Origin of the sequence: Novosphingobium sp. BL-52-GroH, from assembly GCF_044813085.1 — a bacterium.
In the GTDB taxonomy this organism is placed as follows: Bacteria; Pseudomonadota; Alphaproteobacteria; order Sphingomonadales; family Sphingomonadaceae; genus Novosphingobium.
This window is the reverse complement of the sequence record NZ_CP171152.1, coordinates 1255284-1281509: the sequence shown is the minus strand read 5'-3', so window position 1 is coordinate 1281509 and position 26226 is coordinate 1255284. Positions and strand designations below refer to the sequence as shown.

At 65.0% G+C, this 26226-nt stretch carries 35 protein-coding genes; 34 read left to right on the top strand and 1 reads right to left on the bottom strand.

Translation table 11 applies throughout. The annotated features are described in order from the left end of the window. Nucleotides 1-187 precede the first annotated feature (187 nt). Together ACFFDA_RS18680 and ACFFDA_RS18675 are read left to right on the top strand one after the other, a co-directional pair. Nucleotides 188-1618 carry an SRPBCC family protein gene (locus ACFFDA_RS18680; protein WP_404482276.1) on the top strand — a complete coding sequence of 477 codons (1431 nt, stop codon included), beginning with the start codon at nt 188-190 and terminating at the stop codon, nt 1616-1618. A 147-nt stretch (nt 1619-1765) separates the two neighbouring features. Then, entirely contained in the window at nt 1766-2233 is a 468-nt protein-coding gene (locus ACFFDA_RS18675) for a hypothetical protein (RefSeq protein WP_404482275.1), read from the top strand. 150 nt (nt 2234-2383) lie between these two features. Here ACFFDA_RS18675 and ACFFDA_RS18670 read toward each other — a convergent pair whose 3' ends face one another. Beyond that, nucleotides 2384-3250, bottom strand: coding sequence for an OmpA family protein (locus ACFFDA_RS18670; RefSeq protein WP_404482274.1), 867 nt, complete (start codon nt 3248-3250; stop codon nt 2384-2386). A gap of 926 nt (nt 3251-4176) precedes the next feature. On the opposite strand from ACFFDA_RS18670, the gene rpsL reads away from it, so the two are divergent. The 32 genes from rpsL to ACFFDA_RS18510 all read left to right on the top strand — a co-directional run bounded on the left by rpsL (nt 4177) and on the right by ACFFDA_RS18510 (nt 26181). After that, nucleotides 4177-4548, top strand: a complete 372-nt coding sequence (rpsL, locus tag ACFFDA_RS18665) for a 30S ribosomal protein S12 (protein WP_007682177.1) — start codon at nt 4177-4179, stop codon at nt 4546-4548. A gap of 90 nt (nt 4549-4638) precedes the next feature. Next, complete coding sequence (gene rpsG / locus ACFFDA_RS18660; protein ID WP_404482273.1) at nt 4639-5109, top strand: 30S ribosomal protein S7; 471 nt, start codon at nt 4639-4641, stop codon at nt 5107-5109. Between the two features lie 120 nt (nt 5110-5229). Then, nucleotides 5230-7314, top strand: a complete 2085-nt coding sequence (gene fusA, locus ACFFDA_RS18655) for an elongation factor G (RefSeq protein WP_404482272.1) — start codon at nt 5230-5232, stop codon at nt 7312-7314. Between the two features lie 144 nt (nt 7315-7458). After that, complete coding sequence (tuf, locus tag ACFFDA_RS18650; RefSeq protein WP_404482271.1) at nt 7459-8649, top strand: elongation factor Tu; 1191 nt, start codon at nt 7459-7461, stop codon at nt 8647-8649. A 353-nt stretch (nt 8650-9002) separates the two neighbouring features. Then, nucleotides 9003-9314 carry a 30S ribosomal protein S10 gene (rpsJ, locus tag ACFFDA_RS18645; protein WP_007011873.1) on the top strand — a complete coding sequence of 104 codons (312 nt, stop codon included), beginning with the start codon at nt 9003-9005 and terminating at the stop codon, nt 9312-9314. A gap of 351 nt (nt 9315-9665) precedes the next feature. Continuing rightward, nucleotides 9666-10421 (top strand): 50S ribosomal protein L3, encoded by a 756-nt coding sequence (gene rplC / locus ACFFDA_RS18640; protein ID WP_404482270.1) that lies wholly within the window; start codon nt 9666-9668, stop codon nt 10419-10421. Nucleotides 10422-10423: 2 nt separating this feature from the next. Next, nucleotides 10424-11050, top strand: coding sequence for a 50S ribosomal protein L4 (gene rplD, locus ACFFDA_RS18635; protein WP_404482269.1), 627 nt, complete (start codon nt 10424-10426; stop codon nt 11048-11050). Next, the gene (locus ACFFDA_RS18630) at nt 11043-11354 is read left to right on the top strand and encodes a 50S ribosomal protein L23 (RefSeq protein WP_404482268.1); all 312 of its coding nucleotides are present in this window, start codon (nt 11043-11045) and stop codon (nt 11352-11354) included. The genes rplD and ACFFDA_RS18630 overlap by 8 nt, the downstream gene beginning before the upstream one ends. 4 nt (nt 11355-11358) lie before the next feature. Beyond that, a complete protein-coding gene (gene rplB / locus ACFFDA_RS18625; protein WP_007682167.1) occupies nt 11359-12195 on the top strand; it encodes a 50S ribosomal protein L2 in 837 nt (278 codons plus the stop codon). 6 nt (nt 12196-12201) lie between these two features. Next, nucleotides 12202-12483 (top strand): 30S ribosomal protein S19, encoded by a 282-nt coding sequence (gene rpsS, locus ACFFDA_RS18620; protein ID WP_007682166.1) that lies wholly within the window; start codon nt 12202-12204, stop codon nt 12481-12483. After that, entirely contained in the window at nt 12480-12857 is a 378-nt protein-coding gene (gene rplV / locus ACFFDA_RS18615; RefSeq protein WP_404482267.1) for a 50S ribosomal protein L22, read from the top strand. The genes rpsS and rplV overlap by 4 nt, the downstream gene beginning before the upstream one ends. A 3-nt stretch (nt 12858-12860) precedes the next feature. Continuing rightward, nucleotides 12861-13556, top strand: a complete 696-nt coding sequence (rpsC, locus tag ACFFDA_RS18610) for a 30S ribosomal protein S3 (RefSeq protein ID WP_404482266.1) — start codon at nt 12861-12863, stop codon at nt 13554-13556. A 20-nt stretch (nt 13557-13576) separates the two neighbouring features. Further along, the gene (gene rplP / locus ACFFDA_RS18605) at nt 13577-14011 is read left to right on the top strand and encodes a 50S ribosomal protein L16 (protein ID WP_404482265.1); all 435 of its coding nucleotides are present in this window, start codon (nt 13577-13579) and stop codon (nt 14009-14011) included. Next, nucleotides 14011-14217, top strand: a complete 207-nt coding sequence (gene rpmC, locus ACFFDA_RS18600) for a 50S ribosomal protein L29 (protein WP_007682162.1) — start codon at nt 14011-14013, stop codon at nt 14215-14217. Before rplP ends, rpmC begins: the two co-directional genes overlap by 1 nt. Nucleotides 14218-14229: 12 nt before the next feature. Then, nucleotides 14230-14499 (top strand): 30S ribosomal protein S17, encoded by a 270-nt coding sequence (gene rpsQ, locus ACFFDA_RS18595; protein WP_007682161.1) that lies wholly within the window; start codon nt 14230-14232, stop codon nt 14497-14499. 193 nt (nt 14500-14692) lie between these two features. Then, on the top strand, nt 14693-15061 hold the full coding sequence (gene rplN, locus ACFFDA_RS18590; RefSeq protein WP_043971092.1) for a 50S ribosomal protein L14: 369 nt from the start codon (nt 14693-14695) through the stop codon (nt 15059-15061). Nucleotide 15062: 1 nt separating this feature from the next. Next, nucleotides 15063-15380, top strand: a complete 318-nt coding sequence (gene rplX / locus ACFFDA_RS18585; RefSeq protein ID WP_404482264.1) for a 50S ribosomal protein L24 — start codon at nt 15063-15065, stop codon at nt 15378-15380. Then, nucleotides 15373-15954, top strand: coding sequence for a 50S ribosomal protein L5 (rplE, locus tag ACFFDA_RS18580; RefSeq protein ID WP_404482263.1), 582 nt, complete (start codon nt 15373-15375; stop codon nt 15952-15954). Before rplX ends, rplE begins: the two co-directional genes overlap by 8 nt. A 26-nt stretch (nt 15955-15980) precedes the next feature. Next, nucleotides 15981-16286, top strand: a complete 306-nt coding sequence (gene rpsN / locus ACFFDA_RS18575) for a 30S ribosomal protein S14 (protein WP_404482262.1) — start codon at nt 15981-15983, stop codon at nt 16284-16286. Nucleotides 16287-16296: 10 nt separating this feature from the next. After that, nucleotides 16297-16692 (top strand): 30S ribosomal protein S8, encoded by a 396-nt coding sequence (gene rpsH, locus ACFFDA_RS18570; RefSeq protein WP_007682156.1) that lies wholly within the window; start codon nt 16297-16299, stop codon nt 16690-16692. After that, nucleotides 16692-17225, top strand: a complete 534-nt coding sequence (gene rplF, locus ACFFDA_RS18565; RefSeq protein ID WP_404482261.1) for a 50S ribosomal protein L6 — start codon at nt 16692-16694, stop codon at nt 17223-17225. Before rpsH ends, rplF begins: the two co-directional genes overlap by 1 nt. After that, nucleotides 17225-17563, top strand: a complete 339-nt coding sequence (gene rplR / locus ACFFDA_RS18560; protein WP_404482260.1) for a 50S ribosomal protein L18 — start codon at nt 17225-17227, stop codon at nt 17561-17563. The genes rplF and rplR overlap by 1 nt, the downstream gene beginning before the upstream one ends. 2 nt (nt 17564-17565) lie before the next feature. After that, entirely contained in the window at nt 17566-18306 is a 741-nt protein-coding gene (gene rpsE, locus ACFFDA_RS18555) for a 30S ribosomal protein S5 (protein ID WP_404482259.1), read from the top strand. Nucleotides 18307-18311: 5 nt separating this feature from the next. Beyond that, nucleotides 18312-18488 (top strand): 50S ribosomal protein L30, encoded by a 177-nt coding sequence (gene rpmD / locus ACFFDA_RS18550; protein WP_404482258.1) that lies wholly within the window; start codon nt 18312-18314, stop codon nt 18486-18488. A 228-nt stretch (nt 18489-18716) separates the two neighbouring features. Continuing rightward, nucleotides 18717-19919 (top strand): ankyrin repeat domain-containing protein, encoded by a 1203-nt coding sequence (locus ACFFDA_RS18545; protein WP_404482257.1) that lies wholly within the window; start codon nt 18717-18719, stop codon nt 19917-19919. 217 nt (nt 19920-20136) lie between these two features. Beyond that, nucleotides 20137-20616, top strand: coding sequence for a 50S ribosomal protein L15 (gene rplO / locus ACFFDA_RS18540; RefSeq protein ID WP_404482256.1), 480 nt, complete (start codon nt 20137-20139; stop codon nt 20614-20616). A 361-nt stretch (nt 20617-20977) separates the two neighbouring features. Further along, entirely contained in the window at nt 20978-22345 is a 1368-nt protein-coding gene (secY, locus tag ACFFDA_RS18535) for a preprotein translocase subunit SecY (protein ID WP_404482255.1), read from the top strand. Nucleotides 22346-22410: 65 nt separating this feature from the next. Continuing rightward, nucleotides 22411-23058, top strand: a complete 648-nt coding sequence (locus ACFFDA_RS18530) for an adenylate kinase (RefSeq protein ID WP_404482254.1) — start codon at nt 22411-22413, stop codon at nt 23056-23058. Between the two features lie 102 nt (nt 23059-23160). After that, nucleotides 23161-23877, top strand: coding sequence for an SRPBCC family protein (locus ACFFDA_RS18525; RefSeq protein ID WP_404482253.1), 717 nt, complete (start codon nt 23161-23163; stop codon nt 23875-23877). A gap of 308 nt (nt 23878-24185) precedes the next feature. Continuing rightward, nucleotides 24186-24554 (top strand): 30S ribosomal protein S13, encoded by a 369-nt coding sequence (gene rpsM, locus ACFFDA_RS18520; RefSeq protein ID WP_007682125.1) that lies wholly within the window; start codon nt 24186-24188, stop codon nt 24552-24554. 63 nt (nt 24555-24617) lie between these two features. Beyond that, entirely contained in the window at nt 24618-25007 is a 390-nt protein-coding gene (gene rpsK, locus ACFFDA_RS18515; RefSeq protein WP_007011846.1) for a 30S ribosomal protein S11, read from the top strand. Between the two features lie 106 nt (nt 25008-25113). Next, a complete protein-coding gene (locus ACFFDA_RS18510) occupies nt 25114-26181 on the top strand; it encodes a DNA-directed RNA polymerase subunit alpha (protein WP_404482252.1) in 1068 nt (355 codons plus the stop codon). The last annotated feature ends 45 nt before the right edge of the window (nt 26182-26226 follow it).

The window sequence follows — 26226 nt, the reverse complement described above, 5'->3', positions numbered from 1 at the left end:
CGCCGCAGGGTGCCTCCTCCCTTCGCGTTGGTGGGGCTTTGCGATCCGCCCCATCGCCCAGGCGTTGCGCACAACGCGCTCTGGAAACCGCCCGCCCCTTGGCTTAATAGACAGTGCTGTTGAATAGTCATGCCCCGCTACCATGTCCCCGGCCGAAGGGACGGGCGGGGCGCCAAGGGAGATGCCCATGAACAGGCCCGAAGCGTTCGAACCGCGGCCCCTGACGGCCGCCGACATGGACGCCGAAGTGCTCGCCACGTATCCGACCGAGGCGTTCCTCTCGCCGGACTACCTCGCGGCCGAGAAGAAGCAGCTCTGGCCCAAGGTCTGGCAGATGGTCGAGCGGGAAAGCGACCTGCCCGATCCCGGCGACTGGATGACGTACGACGTCGCCGACGAATCGATCATCGTCCTGAGGAAGGACGACGGCACTCTGAAGGCCTTCCACAATGTCTGCCCCCACCGCGGCCGCCAGCTTGTCTCGGTGCCGGCGATGCTGCCGGGCAAGATCCACGACGTGCGCGGCAGCAATCGCCGCAACTTCATCTGCGGCTTCCACGGCTGGACTTTCGACCTCGACGGGCAGAACAGCTACATCCTCGATCCGCAGGACTGGCAGCACAAGCTGACGGCCGAGATGACCTGCCTCTCGCCCGTGCAGGTCGATACCTGGGCCGGCTACATCTACATCACCATGGACCCCGATGCCGTTCCCCTGAAGGAGTGGATGGGCCGCGCGGGCGAGATCCTCTCGCACTTCGAGCTGGAGAAGATGCACTACAAGTGGCGGCAGTGGGCGATCTACGACTGCAACTGGAAGACCGCGATCGAGGCGTTCCTCGAACCCTACCACGTCGCCGGCACCCACACCCAGTTGCTCGCCTACGGCAACTACTATGCGCTCTCCAGGCAGTACGGCCTGCATTCGGTCTCTAGCTACGACACGCGCGACGACGCGTTCAAGATGAGCGAAAGCTCGGGCACCACCCGCGCGGGCAAGGGCGACGACGCGCGCCTCTCCACGTACGAACTCATCAGGGAAAACTACGAGACGGTGAACTACTCCGCCTCGACCGAGACCCTGGTGAACGCCGCCAGCCGCCTCGTCGACGAGCTGCCCGAAGGCACCCCGGCGCAGGAGGTCATCGCCCACTGGATGGCACAGGCGCGCAAGGACGACGCGGCGCGCGGGGTCGCCTGGCCCGACGTCCCGCCGGCGATCATGGCCGAGGCCGGGCTCGCCTGGGGCCTGTTCCCGAACCAGAACATCCTCCACGGCGTCACCTTCGCACTGTGCTACCGGGTGCGTCCCTATGGCGACGATCCGGACAAGTGCGTCTTCGAGAGCTACGCGCTCGAGCGGTTCCCGGAAGGGGAAGTGCCGGAGACGCAATGGACCTACGCCGACCCCATCGGCGAGCTGTGGGGCTCGGTGCTGGCGCAGGACTTCTCGAACATGCAGTTCGTCCAGAAGGGCATGAAGTCCAGCGGCTTTCGCGGACCCTTGCCCAACCCGCACCAGGAGCAGAAGGTGATCAACCTCCACCGCAACCTTGCCAACTTCATGGGCGGGAGGGGCGCGCCGACCCGGATTCCGTTCGAAGGCTCGCAAACCTGATTGCCGGATCGGAAGCCGTCGCTTCTGATCGTCCTGCACCGGCCCGCGCGAGGGCGGGGCGGGCGCGGAACCGGGCCACGCCTGCGCGCGTTTCCTCAGGGTAGTGGCGCGGCGCTTTTCGCCCCGCCGTCCCCCGAGAGGTCATCCATGTACAAGTCCCTCCTAGCGCTGGCCCTTGCCGGCACAACCCTGTCCCTGGGCGGCTGCGCCACCGACGGCTATGGCTATGGCGGCCTGCAGATGGGCTACAACGACGGCGGCTACTACGGCAGCCCTTATGCCTACGACGGCTGGTACGACGGGTACTACGGCTCGATCTACGACGGCTACTGGGGCGGGGACGACTACTTCTACTATCGCAACAACGACCGCGACCGTCGCTACCGCCGCGCCGACCGCAACCACTTCATGCGCCGCGCTCCCGAGGGCCAGCACCACTACCAGCAGCAGCGCGGCGAGTTCCGCCCGCAGCAGGGCATGCACATGCCCCAGTGGCGCGGCGGCGACCAGGGCCATGGCCGGGGACAGGGCCCACGAGGCGCGCCGGGCGTCGGCGGCGGACATGGCGGCCGGGAGGGCGGCGGCGAGCATCGCGGTCGGCGCGGAGGGAACTGAGCCGGTCCGGCCGGCCGTTCGGCACGCATGGCACGCAAGACGGGCCGCGGGCACCTTCCCCATCGGGGAGGGCGCCCGCGGCCCGCGTCGCATCGATCTGGAAAACCCGGGCCGGAAACCGGGGGCGGGAGAAGACCCGCCCCGTGGGCCTTACAGCCCGTCGAGGCCCTTGCTGACCAGGACGTTCACCGAAACGCGGCGGTTCTGCGCCTTGCCTTCGGGCGTGGTGTTGTCCGCCAGCGGGTCGGCCTCGGACATGCCCGTGGGGGTGAGCATGCGATAGGGCTTCCAGTGGCAGGCCTGCTGGAGATAGTTCACGACGCGGGCGGCGCGCTTTTCGCTCAGCACCTGGTTGAAGTCGGGATTACCCGTGGAATCGGTGTAGCCCACGACGAGAAGCAGGGCGTTGTCCATCCCCTCGGCGGCGCTGGCGGCGGCGCACAGATCGGCCTTGCCCTGTTCGGACAGGACCGACTTGCCGGTGTCGAAGTTCACGTTGGTCGTGCTCTTGATGTTGTACTTGTCGATATCGCCCATGCGCCCGCGCAGCGCCTCGGTCGCCGCCGTCTGCTCGGCGAAGCGCTGGTCGGTGCCGTTGTGGATCATCGACGCGGTCTTGAGGTCCTTGCTGGTGAGCTTGATGTCGCTCGCGACCAGGTTGCCGCCCGACTGCAGGGTCTTGACGGTCACCGGCAGGCCATTGAGCAGCGAGGTCGCGGCAAGCTTCTTGCTGTTCATGCCGAAGAGGCCCTTGCTGGCCGTGATCTTGGTGCCGTCGAAGATGGTGATGACGCTATTGGTGCCGTCGGCGGCGGTAACCTGCATCCGGTCGCCGCTGCGTGCCGAAATGATGCCCTTGACTTCGGGGCCTTCGGTCATCTGCGACCGGTTGAGCGGGGTCGTGTCGGAGACGGTGACTTCGCTCGGCTCCTGCGTCTGGGCCGATACGCTGCCGGTGGCGGCGCCGGCGAGCATGGCAAGCAGGAGAACTTTCGGGGCTTTGGAAATGACACTCATTGCGATATTCCTTCAAACTCGACCATTCGGGCCTGCGGATCGCAGCTTCTCGTCCGACTGCACGTCCGCGCGATAGCGTAGACGGCTGCCGGAACCCCCTCCATTCGGCTCCCTGGGTGCACGGCTCGAAGCTGCACCTGGAAGCAATGGAAGTTCTGCCTGTTCAGACTAACCTTGCGGGCACATGAACAACCGCGGTGGCGCCGGTGGTTGTGCGGCCGGTTCGAGTGCCGCTTGCGACGAACCGATTGTGCGGTTGTGTGTAAACAAAAGTTTATATGGGTAAAATTACGCAGCGCAATTTGAAGGCATCCTGTCCCTCGGCGAGGGGTGTTCCGGAAAATCCCGAAGGTGCGTTCGCGCGAAGAATTGAGGCGCCGTTTTTCATGCGTTTCCGAGCATTCGACTTGCGTTGTCTTGGCGACTGCTTTGCCCGGTCTTCAACGACCTGAATGCTGCGCGATGCGGGCCCGTGCGTCCATTCTTGACCCGGAGGCCCCGATCCCCTAAAGGCCCGCATCCCTCGCGGGTCTGCTCGCGGTGGACGACATAGAGCTGAACATTGCCATTCCGGCAGTTTTCCTTGGAGTTGCAGCGGCTTCGCGGCTGCGGGCGGCTTCGGGAAATGCGTTCCTTCTCCGATTCGGGGCAGGGCGGTCGGGTGGCAGAGTAATCCGGTAGCGCTCGCGCCGGGTGGAGTGTTTTTCGGCTCATGTGCGACCTTGACGGTTGCGCCATGCTTGCGTGGTCCCGGTTTCTCCGGGGCGGCGGAGGTGGCGCCCTTTTCAGGGTCGTGCGTGAACCTTCAAGCACTCTTCCTTTCGCGGCATCTGCCGGGCCCGGTTTCCAAGGCCGGGGTGCGATAGGTCCGCGCCGATCTGTTTCGGCGCGCATCCATCGCACTCCCATTTGAAAGAAGAGTATAGATGCCCACTATCAACCAGCTGATCCGCAAGGGTCGCGAGCCGCAGAAGGCCAAGTCGAAGGTTCCTGCGATGGAGCAGAACCCGCAGAAGCGCGGCGTCTGCACCCGCGTCTACACGACCACCCCGAAGAAGCCGAACTCGGCACTTCGCAAGGTCGCCAAGGTGCGCCTGACCAACAGCCGCGAAGTCATCTCGTACATCCCGGGTGAAGGCCACAACCTGCAGGAGCACTCGGTCGTGCTCATCCGCGGCGGCCGCGTCCGCGATCTTCCCGGCGTGCGCTACCACATCCTGCGCGGCGTGCTCGACACGCAGGGCGTCAAGGATCGCAAGCAGAGCCGCTCGAAGTACGGCGCCAAGCGTCCGAAGTAAGCTGGTCGCGGCCTGAAAGGGCCGCACGGTATCTATTTTACCGGCCGGTGATGCTCACGCTCCCGCCCGAAAGAACAAGGAATATCAACGATGTCACGTCGTCGTCGTCCCGAGAAGCGGGAAATCCTGCCCGATCCCAAGTTCGGGGATCTCATCCTGTCCAAGTTCATGAACAACCTCATGTACGACGGCAAGAAGTCGGTCGCCGAGCAGATCGTCTACGGTGCCATGGAAACCATGGAAACCCGCGCCAAGACCGACCCGGTCCAGCTGTTCCACGATGCCCTGAACAACGTGAAGCCGCAGATCGAAGTGCGTTCGCGCCGCGTCGGCGGTGCGACCTACCAGGTCCCCGTCGAAGTGCGTCCCGAGCGTTCGCAGGCCCTCGCCATCCGCTGGCTGATCGGCGCCGCGCGCAACCGTCCCGAGACCACCATGGCCGCGCGCCTGTCGGGCGAGCTGCTCGATGCCGCCAACAACCGCGGCAACGCGGTCAAGAAGCGCGAAGACACGCACCGCATGGCGGACGCGAACCGCGCCTTCTCGCACTACCGTTGGTAATGTGATCGTGATGCCCGGGCGGCCCTTTGCGGTCATCCGGGCGTCACACTTTTATTTCAGGGCGCAAGGTCTTATCTGAAGGCCGCTCTCGCTCCCGAAACCCTCGCTAAGGATTCTCCCATGGCCCGCAGCCATCCGCTCAATATGTACCGTAACATCGGTATCATGGCGCACATCGACGCCGGCAAGACCACGACCACCGAGCGTATCCTCTACTACACCGGCAAGTCCTACAAGATCGGCGAAGTGCACGACGGCGCCGCGACGATGGACTGGATGGAGCAGGAGCAGGAGCGCGGGATCACGATCACCTCGGCGGCGACCACCTGCTTCTGGTCCTCCGAGGGTCAGGAATACCGCATCAACATCATCGACACCCCCGGCCACGTCGACTTCACCATCGAAGTCGAGCGTTCGCTGCGCGTGCTCGACGGTGCCGTGGCCTGCTTCGACGGCGTTGCCGGCGTCGAGCCGCAGTCGGAAACCGTGTGGCGCCAGGCCGACAAGTACGGCGTTCCGCGCATGTGCTTCATCAACAAGCTCGACCGCACCGGCGCGAACTTCAAGTACTGCGTGCAGTCGATCATCGACCGCCTCGGTGCGACGCCTGCCGTGCTCTATCTCCCGATCGGCCTCGAAGCCGACCTGAAGGGCCTCGTCGACCTCGTCCACAACCGCGCGATCGTCTGGAAGGACGAATCGCTGGGCGCCGAGTTCTTCTACGAGGAAATCCCGGCCGAGATGGCCGACGAAGCCGCCGAATACCGCACCAAGCTCATCGAACTCGCCGTCGAGCAGGACGATGACGCGATGGAAGCGTACCTCGAAGGCAACGAGCCCGACGTCGCCACGCTCAAGGCGCTGATCCGCAAGGGTACGCTGGGCCACGCGTTCGTGCCGGTCGTCTGCGGCTCGGCGTTCAAGAACAAGGGCGTCCAGCCCCTGCTCGACGCCGTCGTCGACTACCTGCCTTCGCCGCTCGACATCGAGGACGTCCAGGGCGTCAAGGTCGACAGCGACGAGAAGGACAGCCGTCCGCCCAAGGACGACGCACCGTTCTCGGCGCTCGCCTTCAAGGTCATGAACGATCCCTTCGTGGGCTCGCTCACCTTCATCCGCATCTACTCGGGCACGCTGTCGAAGGGCACGTACCTGAACTCGGTGAAGGGCAAGAAGGAGAAGGTCGGCCGCATCCTCGAGATGCACGCCAACGACCGCAAGGACATCGACGAATCGTTCGCAGGCGACATCGTCGCGCTGGCGGGCATGAAGGAAACCACCACGGGCGACACGCTCTGCGCCGAACGCGCACCGATCGTGCTCGAGCGCATGGAGTTCCCCGAGCCCGTGATCGAGCTGTCGGTGGAGCCCAAGACCAAGGCCGACCAGGAGAAGATGGGCATCGCGCTCAACCGTCTCTCGGCCGAGGACCCCTCGTTCCGCGTCTCGACCGACCACGAGTCGGGCCAGACGATCATCAAGGGCATGGGCGAGCTTCACCTCGACATCATCGTCGACCGCATGCGTCGCGAGTTCAAGGTCGAAGCCAACGTCGGCGCGCCGCAGGTGGCTTACCGCGAATACCTCGGCAAGCCGGTGGACGTGGACTACACCCACAAGAAGCAGTCGGGCGGTACGGGTCAGTTCGGCCGCGTGAAGGTCAAGGTCGCACCGGGCGAGCGCGGTTCGGGCATCACCTTCAAGGACGAGATCAAGGGCGGTAACATTCCGAAGGAATATATCCCCGCGATCGAAAAGGGCATGCGCGAAACCGCTGCCTCGGGCTCGCTGGTCGGCTTCCCGATCATCGACTTCGACATCGTCCTCTACGACGGTTCGTACCACGACGTCGACTCGAGCGCCCTGGCGTTCGAAATCGCCGGCCGTGCTGCGATGCGCGAAGTTGCGCAGAAGGCCGGCATCAAGCTGCTCGAGCCGATCATGAAGGTCGAAGTCGTCACCCCCGAGGAATTCATGGGCGACGTCATCGGCGATCTCAACTCGCGTCGTGGCCAGATCCAGGGCACCGACAGCCGGGGCAATGCCCAGGTCGTCGACGCCAACGTGCCGCTCGCGAACATGTTCGGCTACGTGAACTCGCTGCGTTCCTTCACCCAGGGCCGCGCGAACTACTCGATGCAGTTCTCTCACTACGACGAAGTCCCGGCGAACGTCGCGGCCGAAGTCAAGGAGAAGCTCGCCTAAGGCGAGCGGCGGTCAAGGGGAGCCGGCCTCACGGCCAAGAGTGCTTGCCTGACAATACGATTGGTTCTAGGGGCGGCGCCTGCATCCGCGGGCTCCGCTCCGATACCCGCAGATTCGAAATCAAGACGAAAGAAGGTTTGAAACATGGCCAAGGCTAAATTTGAGCGGAACAAGCCGCACTGCAACATCGGCACCATCGGTCACGTCGACCATGGCAAGACCACGCTGACCGCCGCGATCACCAAGGTGATGGCTGAGGCCTTCGGTGGCACCGCCGTCGACTTCGCCAACATCGACAAGGCTCCCGAGGAGCGCGAGCGCGGCATCACCATCTCGACCGCGCACGTCGAGTACGAGACCGAAGCGCGCCACTACGCGCACGTCGACTGCCCGGGCCACGCCGACTACGTCAAGAACATGATCACCGGTGCCGCCCAGATGGACGGCGCGATCCTGGTCGTGAACGCCGCTGACGGCCCGATGCCGCAGACCCGCGAGCACATCCTGCTCGCACGCCAGGTCGGCGTGCCGCAGCTCGTCGTGTTCATGAACAAGGTCGACCAGGTCGACGACGCCGAGCTGCTCGAGCTCGTCGAACTCGAAGTTCGCGAACTGCTCTCGTCGTACGACTTCGACGGCGACAACATTCCGATCATCATGGGTTCGGCTCTCGCCGCTCTCGAAGGTCGCGACGACAACATCGGCAAGGAGAAGATCCTCGAGCTGATGAAGGCTGTCGACGACTACATCCCGCAGCCGCCGCGTCCGACCGACAAGGCGTTCCTGATGCCCGTCGAAGACGTGTTCTCGATCTCGGGTCGTGGTACGGTCGTCACCGGCCGCGTCGAGACCGGCATCGTCAAGGTTGGCGAGGAAGTCGAAGTCGTCGGCATCCGCAACACCCAGAAGACCGTCGTCACCGGCGTCGAAATGTTCCGCAAGCTGCTCGACCAGGGTGAAGCCGGCGACAACATCGGCGCGCTGGTTCGTGGCCTGAAGCGTGAAGACGTGGAGCGCGGCCAGGTTCTCGCCAAGCCGGGCACCGTGACCCCGCACACCGAGTTCGACGCAGAAGTCTACGTTCTGTCGAAGGACGAAGGCGGCCGTCACACGCCGTTCTTCGCCAACTACCGTCCGCAGTTCTACTTCCGCACCACCGACGTGACCGGCGAAGTGATCCTCCCCGAGGGCACCGAGATGGTCATGCCGGGCGACAACGTGACCATCAGCGTCAAGCTGATCGCGCCGATCGCCATGGACGATGGCCTGCGCTTCGCAATCCGCGAAGGCGGCCGCACCGTCGGTTCGGGCGTCGTTTCGAAGATCACGAAGTAATTCGCTGATCTGAAGCTACGGCTACAGTGATTGGCCCGGCGTCCCGAGAGGGACGCCGGGCTTTTCGCGTTACGGGGCAGGCGGCGCGGGGATGGGCGGAGGCGACCGCGACCACCGCCACCACCGGCACGTCGAAGACGGCCCGCAGTTCCGGATCAAGTCCGGGATGGCGGCGGTATGGCAGGGCGCAGGGGTGGCATTCCCGGGCGTTTTTGGTCTGGGGCACGTCATCGACCCGACACCGCCCCGGGTCTGCAAAACTATCGCTTGCCCGACTCGCCTCCAGCATGTAGGGGCGCGTCTCGAATTTAATGGGGCTTCGGCCCTTTGGCTCTTTCTCATCGGTAGTAGGTATGGAAGCTCAGAACATTCGCATTCGCCTCAAGGCGTTTGACCACCGCGTGCTCGACCAGGCGACTGGCGAGATCGCCGACACGGCCCGCCGCACCGGCGCGCTCATTCGGGGCCCCATTCCGCTGCCGACCAAGATCGAGAAGTTCACCGTGAACCGCGGCCCGCACATCGACAAGAAGTCGCGTGAGCAGTTCGAGGTCCGCACCTACAAGCGTCTCCTCGACATCGTGCAGCCCAACGCTGCCACTGTCGACGCGCTGATGAAGCTGGACCTTGCGGCCGGCGTGAACGTCGAGATCAAGCTCGCTTAAGCGGGTTTGCGGGGTAACCCTCAAGGGTTGCCCCGTTAAGTCCTTTCCGATCGGACTTTAAACGATCGAGGCATATTCGGACCTTCGGGTCCAAATGACCTTGTCGGCCCTCGCGGCCGGCTCTGCGGGGAGAAACCCGCATAGACAGCGCCCCTCGGGAAACCGGCGGGGACACAAGGGATACCTCTGGCGCCGACCTTCGGGAAAGCGCCGGGAATGCGTCCCCCGTCTCGTTTCCGCGACCCCAAGGGGTTGCAGGGAACACCTGACCCGGACGGGGTTCGTATCACACATAGGGTTGGACACGCGCACGGGGGATGGTCCTGCGTGCGCCTCTGTAAGGAGAAGGTCATGCGTACCGGCGTGATCGCCAAGAAAGTCGGGATGACCCGCCTGTTCCAGGAGGACGGTCGCCATGTGCCCGTCACCGTCCTGGCCCTGGAAGATTGCCAGGTGGTTTCGGTCCGCACCGAAGAGCGCGACGGCTATGTTGCCGTCCAGCTCGGTGCTGGCGAAGCCAAGCAGAAGAACGTCGCCAAGCCGCAGCGCGAGCACTTCGCCAAGGCCCAGGTTCCCCTCAAGATGCGCGTCGCGGAATTCCGCGTCGCCGACGACGCCCTCCTCGAGGTCGGCTCGACGATCGCAGCCTCGCACTTCGTGCCCGGCCAGCTGGTCGACGTAGGCGGCCACACGCAGGGCAAGGGCTTCCAGGGCGCTATGAAGCGCTGGGGCTTCGGAGGCATGCGCGCCACCCACGGTGTCTCGATCTCGCACCGTGCACACGGTTCGACCGGTCAGCGTCAGGATCCGGGCAAGGTCTTCAAGAACAAGAAGATGGCCGGCCACATGGGCGACCGCCAGCGCACCCAGCAGAACCTCGAAGTCGTCCGCGTGGACGACGAGCGTGGCCTGATCTTCGTCAAGGGCTCGGTGCCCGGCTCGAAGAACGCCTGGCTCACCGTTTCGGACGCCGTCAAGGTCGACCGTCACGCCGAGGCTCCGTATCCGGCGGCTCTGAAGTCGGCCGTGAACACCAACGAAACGGCTGCTGCCGAGACGCCCGCAGACGTTGCGGCTCCCGAAGCGACCGAAGGCCAGGAGGGCTAATCATGAAGGTTCAAGTCCTCAACATCGACGGTTCGGCCGCCAACGCCGACATCGAGCTTTCGGACGACGTGTTCGGCATCGAGCCGCGCGCGGACATCCTGCACCGTGTCGTCACCTGGCAGCTCGAGAACCGTCGCGGCACCGCCCGCGCCACTCGCGAGCGTTCGGAAGTCGCACGCACCGGCAAGAAGTTCGGCCGCCAGAAGGGTGGCGGCACCGCCCGTCACGGCGATCGCGCAGCTCCGGTCTTCATCGGTGGTGGTAAGGCTCACGGTGCTCGTCGCCGCGACTTCAACCCGTCGCTGAACAAGAAGATCCGCGCCCTCGGCCTGAAGATGGCTCTGTCCGCCAAAGCCCTGAACGGCCTGGTCATCGTCGACACCCTCGACGTTGCAGATGCCAAGACCAAGGTCCTGGCAGGCGAGCTGGCGAAGGCGAACTTCGGCAAGAAGGTTCTCGTCATGGACGGTGAGCAGGTCAACGAGGGCTTCGCCCTGGCTGCCCGCAACATCATCGGCGTGAACGTTCTCCCGGCTGTCGGCGCCAACGTCTACGACATCCTGAAGCACGACACGCTGGTGCTCACCCGCGCCGCTGTCGAAAAGCTGGAGGCCCGTTTCAATGGCTAAGAGCACCGTGGATATCCGTCACTTCGACGTGATCCTCTCGCCGCACATCACCGAGAAGTCGACCCTGCTCTCCGAGCACAACGCGGTCGTCTTCAAGGTGGCCGACGCGGCAACCAAGCCCCAGATCAAGGCCGCCGTCGAGGCGCTGTTCGATGTCAAGGTAACTGGCGTCAACACCCTGGTCGTCAAGGGCAAGACCAAGCGCTGGCGCGGTAGGGAATACCGCCGCAGCGACGTGAAGAAGGCGATTGTCACGCTGGCCGAAGGCCAGTCGATCGACGTCACCGAAGGCGTGCGGGGCTGATCCGATGGCACTGAAGAAATATAACCCGACCAGCCCCGCTCGCCGCGGCCTGGTCCTCGTCGACAAGTCGTCGCTCTGGAAGGGCAAGCCCCTCAAGGCGCTGACCGAAGGCAAGAGCAAGACCGGCGGCCGCAACAACAAGGGTCACGTGACCTCGCGCGGCATCGCTGGCGGCCACAAGCAGAAGTACCGCTTCATCGACTTCAAGCGTCGCAAGTGGGACATGGAAGCGACTGTGGAGCGGATCGAGTACGATCCCAACCGCACGGCCTTCATCGCCCTGGTGAAGTACACCGACGGCGAGCAGACCTACATCATCGCGCCGCAGCGTCTTGCGGTCGGTGACGTCGTCGTCGCCGGCGAGAAGACCGACGTGAAGCCTGGCAACGCCATGCTCCTGTCGCAGATGCCGGTCGGCACGATCTGCCACAACGTCGAGATGAAGCCGGGCAAGGGTGGCCAGATCGCCCGTTCGGCAGGCACTTACGTCCAGGTCGTCGGTCGTGACCGCGGCATGGTCATCGTGCGCCTCAACTCGGGCGAGCAGCGCTACCTGCGTGGCGACTGCATGGGCACCGTGGGCGCCGTGTCGAACCCCGACAACGGCAACCAGACCCTCGCCAAGGCCGGCCGCAAGCGCTGGCTGGGCCGTCGCCCGCTGACGCGTGGTGTCGCCAAGAACCCGGTCGATCACCCGCACGGTGGTGGCGAAGGTCGTACCTCGGGCGGCCGTCACCCGGTCACTCCGTGGGGCAAGCCGACCAAGGGCGCCCGCACCCGCAACAACAAGCAGACGGATAAGCTCATCATCCGTTCGCGTCACGCCAAGAAGAAGAGGTAAGTCACGATGGCACGTTCCGTCTGGAAAGGCCCCTTCGTCGACCTCTACCTTCTCAAGAAGGCTGAAGTTGCGCAGGATGCCGGCAACCGTGGTGGCCCGATCAAGACCTGGTCGCGTCGTTCCACCATTCTCCCGCAGTTCGTTGGCCTGACCTTCACGGTCTACAACGGGCACAAGTTCATCCCGGTCTCGGTCAACGAGGACATGGTCGGTCACAAGCTGGGTGAGTTCGCTCCCACCCGCACGTTCCCGGGCCACGCCGCAGACAAGAAGGGCAAGCGCAAGTGAGCAAGCAAGCAGCACCCCGCCGCGTTGGTGACAAGGAAGCTCTTGCGGTCAACACGAACATTCGTGGTTCGGCCCAGAAGCTCAACCTGGTCGCTGCCCTGATCCGTGGCCGTCGCGTCGAAGACGCGATGAACATCCTCGCCTTCTCCACGAAGGCGATGGCCGTGGACGCCCGCAAGGTTCTCGCCTCGGCGATCGCCAATGCGGAAAACAACCACAACCTCGACGTCGACGCTCTCGTCGTCGCCGAGGCGTCGGTCGGCAAGTCGATCACCATGAAGCGTTTCCACGCTCGTGGCCGCGGCAAGTCCACCCGCATCCTCAAGCCGTTCTCGCGGCTTCGGATCGTCGTTCGCGAAGTCGAGGAGGCTTGATCCATGGGTCATAAGAGCAATCCGATCGGTCTGCGCCTGCAGATCAACCGTACCTGGGACAGCCGCTGGTTCGCGGAAGGCCGGGACTACGGCAAGCTGCTTGAGGAAGACCTCAAGATCCGCAAGTCCATCATGTCGACCCTGCCGCAGGCAGCGATCTCCAAGGTGGTCATCGAGCGTCCGGCCAAGCTGTGCCGCATCTCGATCTACGCGGCCCGTCCCGGTGTCATCATCGGCAAGAAGGGTGCGGACATCGAGAAGCTGCGCAAGCAGCTCGCCGCGATGACGTCCAGCGAAGTGAAGCTGAACATCGTCGAGATCCGCAAGCCGGAAATCGACGCCAAGCTCGTCGCCCAGGGCATCGCCGACCAGCTCGTTCGCCGCGTGGCCTTCCGCCGTGCGATGAAGCGCGCGATGCAGTCCGCCATGCGTCTGGGTGCCGAAGGCATCAAGATCATGTGCGGCGGCCGTCTCGGCGGCGCGGAAATCGCCCGTGTCGAGCAGTATCGCGAAGGTCGCGTGCCGCTTCACACGCTGCGTGCGAACATCGACTATGCCGAAGCCGAGGCGCTCACCGCCTATGGCATCATCGGCATCAAGGTCTGGGTCTTCAAGGGCGAAATCCTTGGCCACGACCCGATGGCGCAGGATCGACTGATGATGGAAGCCCAGACTTCCGGCGTCCGTCCGGCCCGCTGAGCCCAGGATAGAGAAGCACCATGCTGCAACCGAAAAAGCATAAGTTCCGCAAGGCCTTCAAGGGCCGGATCAAGGGCGACGCCAAGGGTGGCACCGACCTGAACTTCGGTTCCTACGGCCTCAAGGCCCTGGAGCCCGAGCGGATCACCGCCCGCCAGATCGAGGCGGCCCGCCGCGCGATCACGCGTCACATCAAGCGCCAGGGTCGTCTCTGGATCCGCATCTTCCCGGATGTGCCGGTCTCGAAGAAGCCCGCCGAAGTCCGCCAGGGCAAGGGCAAGGGCGCGGTCGAATACTGGGCAGCCCGCGTCAAGCCGGGTCGCATCCTGTTCGAACTGGACGGCGTTGCCGGCCCGCTCGCCGCTGAAGCTTTCAGCCGCGCCGCGATGAAGCTGCCGATCAAGACCAAGGTCGTCGCCCGCCTGGGTGACACCACCCACCTGGGAGGCGAATGATGGCCGCCAAGACCGAAGACTTCCGCGCCAAGACCGACGACCAGCTCACCGCTGACCTCGTCGACCTCAAGCGCGAGCAGTTCAACCTGCGTTTCCAGGCCGCCACGAGCCAGCTCGAGCGTCCGGCACGCATCAAGGAAGTCCGTCGCGACATCGCCCGCATCAAGACGCTCCAGGCCGAGCGTTCTGGTTCGGCGAAGGCGTAAGGAGAAGCAACGATGCCCAAGCGTATTCTTAGCGGGACCGTCGTCTCCGACAAGACGGACAAGACCGTGACCGTGCTCGTCGAGCGCAAGGTGAAGCACCCGCTCTACGGGAAGATCATCCGCCGCTCGAAGAAGTACCACGCCCACGACGAGGACAACGCCTTCAAGACCGGCGAGAAGGTCCGGATCGAGGAGACGGCTCCTTACTCGAAGACCAAGACCTGGAAGGTTCTTGACCGTCTTCAGGCGAGCAAGGGTACGGCATTCGAAGCCGAGGTTTGATCCTCGGCAGAGATTGAAGCCGGAGCTTCAGGGCTCCGGCTTTGGCCTTGCCTGACGAGAGTTGACCTGAGCGGGTGAATGCGGCAAAGGGCCGCCTTCGCCCGTTACGGGCGACTCGGGCCTCTTCGGGGGCCTGTATTTTTAGGAACTGCCGGACTGGTTCCGGCAAGCCAGTTGAGAAGGACCCGGATCGATGATCCAGATGCAATCCAATCTCGACGTCGCGGACAACAGCGGCGCAAAGCGCGTCCAGTGCATCAAGGTACTGGGTGGCTCCAAGCGTCGTTTCGCCGGCGTCGGCGACATCATCGTGGTGTCGATCAAGGAAGCGCAGCCTCGTGCCCGCGTGAAGAAGGGCGACGTGCACCGTGCCGTCATCGTGCGCACCCGCAAGGATGTGCGCCGTGGCGACGGAAGCGTGATCCGCTTCGACAGCAACGCTGCCGTGCTCATCAACAAGAACGAGGAGCCGATCGGCACCCGTATCTTCGGCCCCGTGGTGCGCGAACTGCGCGGCCGTGGCTTCATGAAGATCATCTCGCTCGCGCCGGAGGTCCTCTAAGATGGGTGCCGCTAAGATCAAGAAGGGCGACTCGGTCGTCGTTCTCTCGGGCAAGGACAAGGGTCGCACGGGCACCGTGCTCCAGGTCCAGCCCAAGGACGGCAAGATCGTGGTCGAGGGCGTGAACGTCGCGACCCGTCACCGCAAGCCGACTCAGGCGAACCCCCAGGGTGGCATCGACCGCATTCCCGCGCCGATGAACATCTCGAAGGTCGCCGTTGCGGACAAGGACGGCAAGCCGACCCGCGTTCGTTTTGAAACCAAGGACGGCAAGAAGGTCCGCGTGGCCGTGAAGTCCGGGGAGACGATCGATGGCTGAGCAGTACATTCCGCGTCTGCGTACCAAGTTCGACGCTGAAATCGCGAAGGCGATGACCGAGAAGTTCGGTTACAAGAACGTGATGGAAATCCCGAAGATCGAGAAGATCACGCTCAACATGGGCGTCGGCGAGGCGAGCCAGGACAAGAAGAAGGTCCAGACCGCCGCTGCCGAGATGGAACTCATCGCCGGCCAGAAGCCCGTCATCACCAAGGCCCGCAAGTCGATCGCGCAGTTCAAGCTGCGTGAAGGCATGCCGATCGGCTGCAAGGTGACGCTCCGCCGCGAGCGCATGTACGAGTTCCTGGATCGTCTCGTCACGATCGCGATGCCCCGCATCCGCGACTTCCGTGGCCTGAACCCGAAGTCGTTCGACGGTCGCGGCAACTACGCGATGGGTCTCAAGGAGCAGATCATCTTCCCGGAGATCAGCTACGACAAGATCGACAAGGTGCGTGGCATGGACATCATCGTCACCACCACTGCGAAGACCGACGACGAAGCGCGCGAGCTGCTGCGTCTGTTCGGTTTCCCGTTCCCGGCTGAAGAGTCGGAACAGAAGGAGGCGGCGTGAGCCGCTGAAGAAGAGAGCTTAAGTCCATGGCGAAACTGAGTTCCGTGAACAAGAATGAGCGTCGCAAGAAGCTCGTCAAGAAGTATGCAGGTCAGTACGCGCGCCTCAAGGCGGTCGCTGACGATCAGTCGCTCGAGGAAACCGAGCGCCTCATCGCCCGCCTCAAGCTGGCCGAGATCCCGCGCAACGGCAACCCCACCCGGGTTCGCAACCGTTGCGCCACGACCGGTCGTCCGCGCGGTTACTATCGCAAGTTCGGCCTGTGCCGCATCGAGCTGCGCGATCTCGCCAACAAGGGGATGATCCCCGGCGTGACCAAGTCGAGCTGGTAAGGGTTAGAAAATGGCATTGACCGATCCCCTGGGTGATATGCTCACCCGCATCCGCAACGGCCAGCAGGCGAAGAAGGACACCGTCCTTTCGCCGGCCTCGAAGCTGCGTGCGCGCGTCCTGGAAGTGCTTCAGCGCGAGGGCTACATCCGTGGCTTCTCCGACGACGCGACCGGCGCCCACCCGCAGCTTCGCATCGAGCTGAAGTACTTCGAGGGCGAACCCGCCATCAAGCACATCGCTCGCGTCTCCAAGCCGGGCCGCCGCGTCTACTCGGGTTCCAAGGAACTTCCGATCGTGCGCAACGGCCTTGGCATCACCATCGTCTCGACGCCCCGCGGCGTGCTCTCGGATGCCGAAGCACGCACGGCCAACGTCGGCGGCGAAGTGCTTGCGGAGGTCTTCTGATGAGCCGCATCGGTAAAAAGCCGGTCGCGATCCCGAGCGGGGTCTCCGCGGCCATCGACAACGGCATCCTCTCGGTGAAGGGCCCCAAGGGCACGCTCACCCTGGGCCTGTCGAACCTCGTCACGACTTCGGTCGAGGGTGAGACCATCGCGGTCCAGCCCATCGGCAACTCGAAGTCGTCGCGCAGCCACTGGGGCCTCCAGCGCACCCTGGTTTCGAACCTGGTCGAAGGCGTCGTGAACGGCTTCACCAAGGTCCTCGAGATCAAGGGCGTCGGCTACCGCGCCGCTTCGCAGGGCAAGACCCTGAAGCTGCAGCTGGGCTATTCGCACGACGTCGACATCGACGTGCCGGAAGGCATCGAGGTCAAGACCCCGGACAACACCACGGTCGAGATCTCCGGCATCGACAAGCAGAAGGTCGGCCAGCTTGCGGCCGAGATTCGTCGCTGGCGCAAGCCCGAGCCCTACAAGGGCAAGGGCATCCGCTATCGTGGCGAGTTCGTCTTCCGCAAGGAAGGGAAGAAGAAGTAATGGCAAAGCTGTCTCTCTTCGCGCGCCGTGCGCGCCGCGTCCGTACCGCGCTCAAGGCGCGCTCGGGCGGTCGTCCCCGCCTTTCGGTGCATCGCACCGGCCGCCACATCTACGCGCAGATCATCGACGATGCGCAGGGCCACACGGTCGCCGCAGCGAATACGCTCGGCGCCAAGGGCACCGACATCGACGCCGCTGTCCGCGTGGGCAAGGAACTGGCCGAGGCAGCCGTGAAGGCTGGCATCACCTCGGTCGTGTTCGACCGCGGCGGCTTCCTGTACCACGGTCGCGTCAAGGCGCTGGCCGATGCCGCCCGTGAAGGCGGGCTGGAGTTCTGATCATGGCAGACGAAAACAACAACGAGCAGCCCATCGCGGCTGAAGCGCCACAGGGCGCAGCGCCGCAGGAAGCCCGCGAGGGTGGCCGTGGTCGTGGTGGTCGTGGCCGTGGCGGCAACGATCGCGGCGGCAACGACCGTGGCGGCAACCGTGGCGGTCGTCGCGACGACAACCGTCGTGGCGGTCCGCGCAACGACGACGATGGTGGCGAGGAGCTGATCGAAAAGCTCGTGCACATCAACCGCGTCTCCAAGACCGTCAAGGGCGGCAAGCGCTTCGGTTTCGCAGCGCTGGTCGTCGTCGGTGACGGCAAGGGTCGCGTCGGCTTCGGTCACTCGAAGGCGCGCGAAGTTCCCGAGGCGATCACCAAGGCGACTGCTTCTGCGAAGAAGAAGATGATCCGCGTCGCGCTGAAGGAGGGTCGTACCCTCCATCACGACGGCAAGGGCCACTTCGGCGCCGGCAAGGTGAACGTGCGTACGGCTCCGGCCGGTACGGGCATCATCGCCGGTGGTCCGATGCGCGCCGTGTTCGAGAGCCTGGGCGTCCACGACGTCGTCACCAAGTCGGTGGGTACCTCGAACCCGTACAACATGATCCGCGCCACCTTCGACGCGCTGACCAACCAGACTTCGCCGAAGTCGGTCGCCCAGCGTCGTGGCAAGAAGATCGCGGACCTGCTCGGCCGTGGTGGAGCTTCCGAAGTGGAGGCCGAGGCCGCCGCTGAAGCCATCGTGGAGTAAGCGACATGGCCAAGATCAAGATCCAGCAGATCGGTTCGCCGATCCGTCGTCCCGAAAGCCAGAAGAAGATCCTCGTCGGTCTCGGCCTGGGCAAGATGCACCGCATCGTGGAGCGTGAAGACACTCCCGAAGTGCTCGGTGCCATTGCGAAGCTGCCGCACATGGTGAAGATCGTCGGCTGAACCTTCGGGTCGGTTACGAAATCGCAGGAGGCCCCGGTGGAAACGCCGGGGCCTCTTTCGGTTTGCGGAGGGTGCGGGGCGTCGTCCCGCGTCGAGCCCGGGTCGAGCCGATCCGCGAAGTCACCATCGCGCGTCTCATTCGCGACAACCCTCTTTCCACCGCGCCCGGCTATGCTATTCGCGGGCGCTTCACGCGGCCTGCGGGCCGCCTCCATTCGGGGACAGGTCTTGATCTGCAAGCGGCTTCTGGCAGCCTCGTTTCTGTGCCTGGGCGCACTGGGCGCGGCGTCGTGCTCGCAGCGCGAGCCGGCGGGCAATCTGACCGTGGACGGCGTGTCGATCGCCCAGTGCAACGACCTGCGCGCCGATGCCGGCGTCCTCAGGAAGCAGCGAAAGGGTGACGAATCGCTGCGCCGCAAGCTGGCGAAGGGCACCGCAAACGCCGTCGCCGAGGCGCACAAGGCGCTCGACGCGGGTGACTATCGCCTTGCCGCGGCCACGACCGCGCAAGGCATCACCACCGAGCCTTACGGCGTCCAGTGCCGGGTCCTGGGTGGCCTGTCGCCGTGGACCGTGCGCGCGCTCGCCTTCGTGGGCGACGATGCCGCGGCGGGTGCGGGCAAGGAGTTGCCCGACGATACCGTCACCGGCTTCGGACGCCGCTACAATGCCGCGATCCTCGCCGACCCGCGCTATCCCTATGCCGACGTGTGCCGCGCGGTGGACAAGGCCGGCCCGGCGCCGACGCTGCCCGACAATCCCGACGCCGGCATCGTCCAGCCTTACGGCTTCGCCGAACTCGGCCCGGCGCGCATGGCCTATGGCCTGGGCGCGGCGGCGCGGCGCGGTTCGGTCTACGACATCGGGGTGCTGCTCGAGCGCGAGAAGCAGGATGTCGACGCCCCCGACATGTTCGGCCTGACGCCGCTGGCCTGGGCGGTCGCCTACCACCGCTGGCCGGCCGCGGAGGCGCTGCTGCGCGCCAAGGCGAACCCCAAGGGCGCGGTGTGCCAGTCGCTGATCGACCGCGAATCGCCATTGCAGGTGGCGCGCGTCATGCGCTGGTACGGGGTGATCCGCAGGATGCGCCCGCTGGTCTCGGAAGAGGAATTCGCCAGCCTGCGCCAGAAGCCGCGCTGGGACGACGCCAGCCTGATCGAATTCAACCACGCCCTGACCGAGTTGAAGGAGCGCTACGAGAAAATCCTCAAGCGCCAGGACTTCGCGCGCCACGACCTCGACTTCCAGGTCGACGAGCACGGCAACACCACCGAATGCAAGATGGAGCCGGCGTCGGTCTCGCCGGGCTTCGACAAGGAACTGTGCGGCCTGGCGGTGGAGATCGTCCGCTGGACCCCCGCGCGCGACGCCTTCGGAACCCGGGTGCCGGAGAGCGCCAAGCTGCTGGTCGGATTCGGCGGCGGCAGCTAGCGGCTGCGCTGTTCGGTCGGCGCCGGACCGCCCCCACACCCGACCAACCCATAGCGGACTATCGCTGGGTGGCCGGGTAGGGGTGTGGGCCGGGCACGGCTCCCCCCCAAGCCGGCAGACTCGCAAGCAGCGGAAAAGGGCGTGACATCGCGGCCGGTTTCCTCTAACGGCGCCGCTTCCTATCAGCGCGACTAAAAGCGAAAGCGAGTGCACGACTATGAAACTGAATGACATCCGCGACAACGAAGGCGCCCGTCACCGTCGCATGCGCGTCGGCCGTGGCATCGGCTCGGGCAAGGGCAAGACCTCGGGCCGCGGCCAGAAGGGCGCCAAGGCGCGTTCGGGCGTTTCGATCAACGGCTTCGAAGGCGGCCAGATGCCGCTGCACATGCGCCTGCCGAAGCGTGGCTTCTCCAACCGCAAGTTCGCCAAGGACTACGCGGAAGTGAACCTGGGCCTCGTCCAGAAGGCGATCGACGCCGGCAAGATCGACATCTCGGCCGTCATCGACCACGCCCTGCTCAAGGCCGCGGGCCTCGCGCGCGGCGGCAAGGACGGCGTGCGCCTCCTGGCCAAGGGCGAACTGACCGCGAAGGTGACCTTCAACGTCGCCGGCGCCTCGGCCGGTGCGGTTGCCGCCGTCGAGAAGCTCGGCGGTTCGGTGATCCTTCCCGCGAAGGAAGAAGCCGCGGCCTGAGCCCGGTTTCGATCTGATCTGACGGAAGAGGGCGGGCGCCGGGCGCTTCGCCCTCTTCTGCTGTGTGGGCCACGAGACTCGCGCCTCCCTGTCGCGCCGCGATGGAGGGGCAGTCCGCAGGGCCGGCGGAGGGTACAGCCGCCCCTCCATCACCCGCCAGGCGGGCGGTCCCGCTCCCGTTGGCTTGGCCAACAGGGAGGATTTGCGCCCAAACGGCCACACCCCGGGCATTTCGCGCAAGCAAGGTCTTCCAGACATCGTCCGAATGTCTATATGGCCAGTTTCCTTCCAAGGTTCGACAAGGCAGGCCACAGCCGCTAAGGGCGAATCCGATTAGATCATTCGAGGCTTCCAGAACGTCATGGCTTCACGCGCCGACAACATTGCCAGTACGCTGAGCCTGGCCAATTTCTCCAAGGCCACCGAGCTGAAGAACCGCATCTGGTTCACCATCGGCGCGCTGATCGTCTTCCGCTTCATGAGCTTCGTGCCGCTGCCGGGCGTGAACCCGCTGATCCTCGAATCGCTCTACAGCAAGACCCAGGGCGGCATTCTCGACCTGTTCAACACCTTCTCGGGCGGCTCGCTCTCGCGCATGAGCCTGATCGCGCTCGGCGTGATGCCGTACATCACCGCCTCGATCGTGGTGCAGCTCGCCGCCTCGCTCCATCCCGCGCTCGTCGCGCTGAAGAAGGAAGGCGAGGCCGGGCGCAAGAAGCTCAACCAGTACACCCGCTACGGCACCGTCGGCCTGTGCGCGCTGCAGGGCTACTTCCTGGCCGTCAGCCTCGAGGCCTACGGCGCGTCGAGCGGCCTGCAGGCGGTGGTCGACCCGGGCGTGATGTTCCGCATCGGCGCGGTCATCAGCCTTGTCGGCGGCACCATGTTCCTGCTGTGGCTGGGCGAGCAGATCACCTCGCGCGGGATCGGCAACGGCGTATCGCTCATCATCATGGCCGGCATCGTCGCGCAGATGCCGACCTTCGCCAGCAACGTCGGCCAGGCCTACAGCGCCGGCGACACCGGCACCGTGCTCATCATCGGCCTGGTCGTCCTGCTCATCGCGATGATCCTGATGATCTGCTTCTGCGAGCGCGCCACGCGCCGCCTGCTGATCCAGTATCCCAAGCGCGCGACGCAGCGCGGCATGATGCAGGCCGACCGCAGCCACCTGCCGCTCAAGATCAACACCGCGGGCGTCATCCCGCCGATCTTCGCCAGCTCGCTGCTGCTGCTGCCGCTGACCATCACCCAGTTCGCCGGCCAGTCGATGAATCCCGATTCGACGATGGGCAAGGTGGTCGTCACGCTCAACCAGTACCTGGGCCACGGCAAGCCGCTCTACATGCTGCTCTACGCAGCGGGCATCGTGTTCTTCTGCTTCTTCTACACCGCGGTCGTCTTCAATCCGGAAGAGACCTCGGAGAACCTGAAGAAGAACGGCGGCTTCATCCCGGGCATCCGTCCGGGCAAGAACACCGCGACTTATCTCGACTACGTGCTCACGCGAATCACGGTGATCGGTGCGATCTATCTCACCATCGTCTGCACGGTTCCGGAATACTTCCTGTCGATGACGGGCTTGCCGCTGCTGTTCATGGGTGGCACGAGTTTGTTGATCGTCGTCAACGTCACGGTCGATACGATCACGCAGATCCAGTCGCACCTGCTGGCGCACCAGTACGGCGATCTCATCAAGAAGGCGAAGCTGAAGGGCCGCCTGCGCTAACAGCCTTCCGCGCCGGGGGGCCGGCCGACGGAATGGCGATAACGGATATTTGAGGGGGTATAGGCGTGAATATCATTCTTCTTGGGCCGCCGGGAGCCGGCAAGGGAACCCAGGCTCAGCGGCTCGTGGAGAAGCATGGCATGCGCCAGCTCTCGACCGGTGACATGCTTCGCGCGGCGGTCAAGGCGGGCACGCCGACCGGGCTCGAGGCGAAAGCGGTGATGGAGCGCGGGGAACTGGTGTCGGACGCCATCGTCTCCGCCCTGATCGGCGACGAACTCGACGCGATGGGCCCGGACACCGGCGCCATCTTCGACGGCTATCCCCGCACCGAAGCCCAGGCCGAATCGCTCGATTCGATCCTCGATGCGCGCGGACGCCAGCTCGACCACGTGATCGAGCTGGAAGTGAACGAGGACGCACTGGTCGAGCGCATCACCGGCCGCTTCACCTGCGCCAGTTGCGGCAAGGGCTACCACGACACGTTCGAGAAGCCCCGGGTCGAGGGCACTTGCGACAAGTGCGGTGGCCACGAATTCAAGCGCCGTCCGGACGACAACGCCGAGACCGTGCGCACCCGCATGGCCGAGTATCGTGCCAAGACCGCGCCGATCCTGCCGGTCTACGAGGCGCGCGGCATCGTCGCCAAGGTCGACGGCATGGCCGACATGGACGAGGTCACCGCCGCGATCGAGGCGATCCTCGCGGGCTGACGCCTTTTCCCGTGCCTGCTGCCTCCCCGACCGGGGGAGGCGCACCGGACGGACGACGAGCGTGATGGTGGTCTGCGGACCGGGGCAGGGGGGCAGTAACAGATGAAGCATCTTGCATTCGCGCTGGCCGCCGCCTCGGCGATTCTGGGGCCGGTGCCGGCCGCCGCCAAGGTGGCGCAAGTCGACGCGAACGGCTTCGTGATCCGGCACGTCGCGCAAGTGTCCACCAGCGTCGAGGAAACCTGGGCCGTGTTGCTCAAGCCCTCGGTCTGGTGGGATTCGGAGCATACCTGGTCGGGGGATGCCGCCAACCTCACGCTCGATGCGCGGGCCGGCGGCTGCTTCTGCGAGATCCTGCCGAACGCCACTTCGCCCAAGGCCTCGCCGCGCGGCAGTGTCGAACACATGCGGGTGATCTACGTCGAGCGTCCGCGCGCGCTGCGCATGGTCGGCGCGCTCGGGCCGCTGCAGTCGGACGCGGCGACCGCGACGCTGACGATCCAGCTCAAGCCGGAGGGCAAGGGCGGCACCCAGATCCTGCTCGAATACGTGGTGGGCGGCTATACCCGCACGCCGTTCGACAAGATGGCGCCCGCGGTCGACGGGGTGCTGGGAGAGCAGGTGCGGCGGCTGTCGGAGAAGCTGGGTGGTGCCTTCTCGGCGGCGTTCCCGCTGCCGGATGCGGCGCCTGCGCCCAGGGACGGGGAGGGCGCTCCGGTCGCCGTTCCCGAGCCGGTCGAGGCGGAACCGGCGGCCGACGGGGTGATCCCGTTGTCGGATGCGCCCCCGTCCAGCGATGGGACGATCGTGGGCCGCTGACCCGCCGCGCATCACGCGCTTTGACTGGCGGCCGGATTTGCGTTAAACACACCACACAAGCTCGATCCATGCCCCGCAATTCCAGCGGGCGATGGTGGCATGTTGACGCTCCAGGCGTTGACACTCCGCGCGAATCATTCTAAGCGCGCCCTTCACTCGACAGCAACGGCAAGTCCGGCAAGGCCAAGACCGCAGTGTTTAAAGCACCCGCGCGTTTCGCCAACCGGACCTTTTGCCATTTGTTGCCCGGGTGTTCACAGCGTTGAGATAGGGGTCGCCATCGATCCCTGTGGAGCAGGAGTTTTTAAGTGGCACGTATTGCCGGGGTCAATCTCCCCACCAACAAGCGCGTTATCATCGCGTTGACCTACATCCATGGTATCGGCCGCACCAAGGCCGTCGAGATCGCCGACAAGCTCGGCATCGACCATGCCCGCCGCATCCAGGACCTGTCGGACGCCGAAGTCCTCCAGATTCGCGAAACCCTCGACGCGGAACACACCGTCGAAGGCGATCTTCGTCGCGAGACCGCGATGAACATCAAGCGTCTCATGGACCTCGCCTGCTACCGTGGCCTGCGTCATCGCAAGGGCCTGCCGGTCCGTGGCCAGCGCACGCATACCAATGCGCGCACCCGCAAGGGCAAGGCCAAGCCGATCGCCGGCAAGAAGAAGTAAGCCGCGCGGGTCGGTATCCGACCTGCGGCTTTCCCACGCGATTAATCGACAGGAACCACGAACATGGCACGCGAACCCCAGCGCATTAAGCGCCGCGAGCGCAAGAACATCACGAGCGGCATCGCCCACGTGAATGCGAGCTTCAACAACACCATGGTGACCATCACCGACGCCCAGGGCAATGCGATCAGCTGGTCCTCGGCCGGCATGATGGGCTTCAAGGGCAGCCGCAAGTCGACCCCGTACGCCGCCCAGGTGGCTGCGGACGACGCCGGCAAGAAGGCCGCCGAGCACGGCGTCCGCACGCTCGAAGTCGAAGTCAAGGGCCCCGGCTCGGGCCGCGAGAGCGCGCTGCGCGCCCTCCAGGCCGTCGGCTTCACGATTACCTCGATCCGCGACGTCACGCCGATTCCGCATAACGGCGTGCGTCCCTCGAAGCGCCGCCGCGTCTGATCGAGCACTTACGGGCGGCGAACCGGTCGTTGCCCGTCCTCGGAACGTCCCCGGGCCTTTCCACCAGGCTCCGGGGCGCAACCGCCATCACTCCCAGGGGAAGTCCATGACTGTCAACATCAAGAACTGGCAGGAACTCAAGAAGCCGAACAGCCTTGAGATCAAGCCGGGACCAGACCCCAAGCTGAAGGCGACGTTTGTCGCCGAACCCCTGGAGCGTGGCTTCGGCCTGACGCTCGGCAACGCGCTGCGCCGCGTGCTGCTCTCCTCGCTGCAGGGCGCCGCGATCACCTCGATCAAGATCGAGAACGTGCTTCACGAATTCTCGTCGCTTGCCGGCGTGCGCGAAGACGTCACGGACATCGTCCTCAACGTCAAGCAGATCGCGCTGCGCATGCAGGGCGAGGGCCCCAAGCGTCTCCAGCTCTCCGCCACCGGCCCGGCCGCGGTGAAGGCCGGCGACATCGCCGTCTCGGGTGACATCGAGGTCATGAACAAGGACCTCGTGATCTGCCACCTCGACGAGGGCGCGACGCTGAACATGGAACTGACCGCCGACACCGGCAAGGGCTACGTCCCCGCCGTGTCGAACCGTCCCGTCGACGCGCCGATCGGTCTCATCCCGGTCGACTCGCTCTACTCGCCGGTGCGTCAGGTCAGCTACAAGGTCGACAACGCCCGCATCGGCCAGGAGCTGGACTTCGACAAGCTGAACCTCACCGTCGAGACCGACGGCACGGTTTCCCCGGAAGACGCCGTGGCTTACGCCGCGCGCATCCTCCAGGACCAGCTTGCGCTGTTCGTCCACTTCGAGGACATCGCCCCCGTCGGCCAGTCGCCGATGATCGGCATGGCCGCCGGTGGTACGTCGGCTTCGGAAGAGAGCGACACCAACCAGCTCAACCGCTACCTTCTCAAGAAGGTGGACGAGCTGGAACTGTCGGTGCGTTCGGCCAACTGCCTCAAGAACGACAACATCATCTACATCGGCGACCTGGTCCAGAAGACCGAAGCCGAGATGCTGCGCACGCCGAACTTCGGCCGCAAGTCGCTCAACGAGATCAAGGAAGTTCTCTCCTCGATGGGTCTGCGCCTCGGCATGGACATCCCGGGCTGGCCGCCCGAGAACATCGAAGAGATGGCCAAGAAGCTCGAGCAGGAACTGCTCGGCTGATCGGACCTTTCGGTTTCGGAATGAAGAGGGCCTCGCAGGTGACTG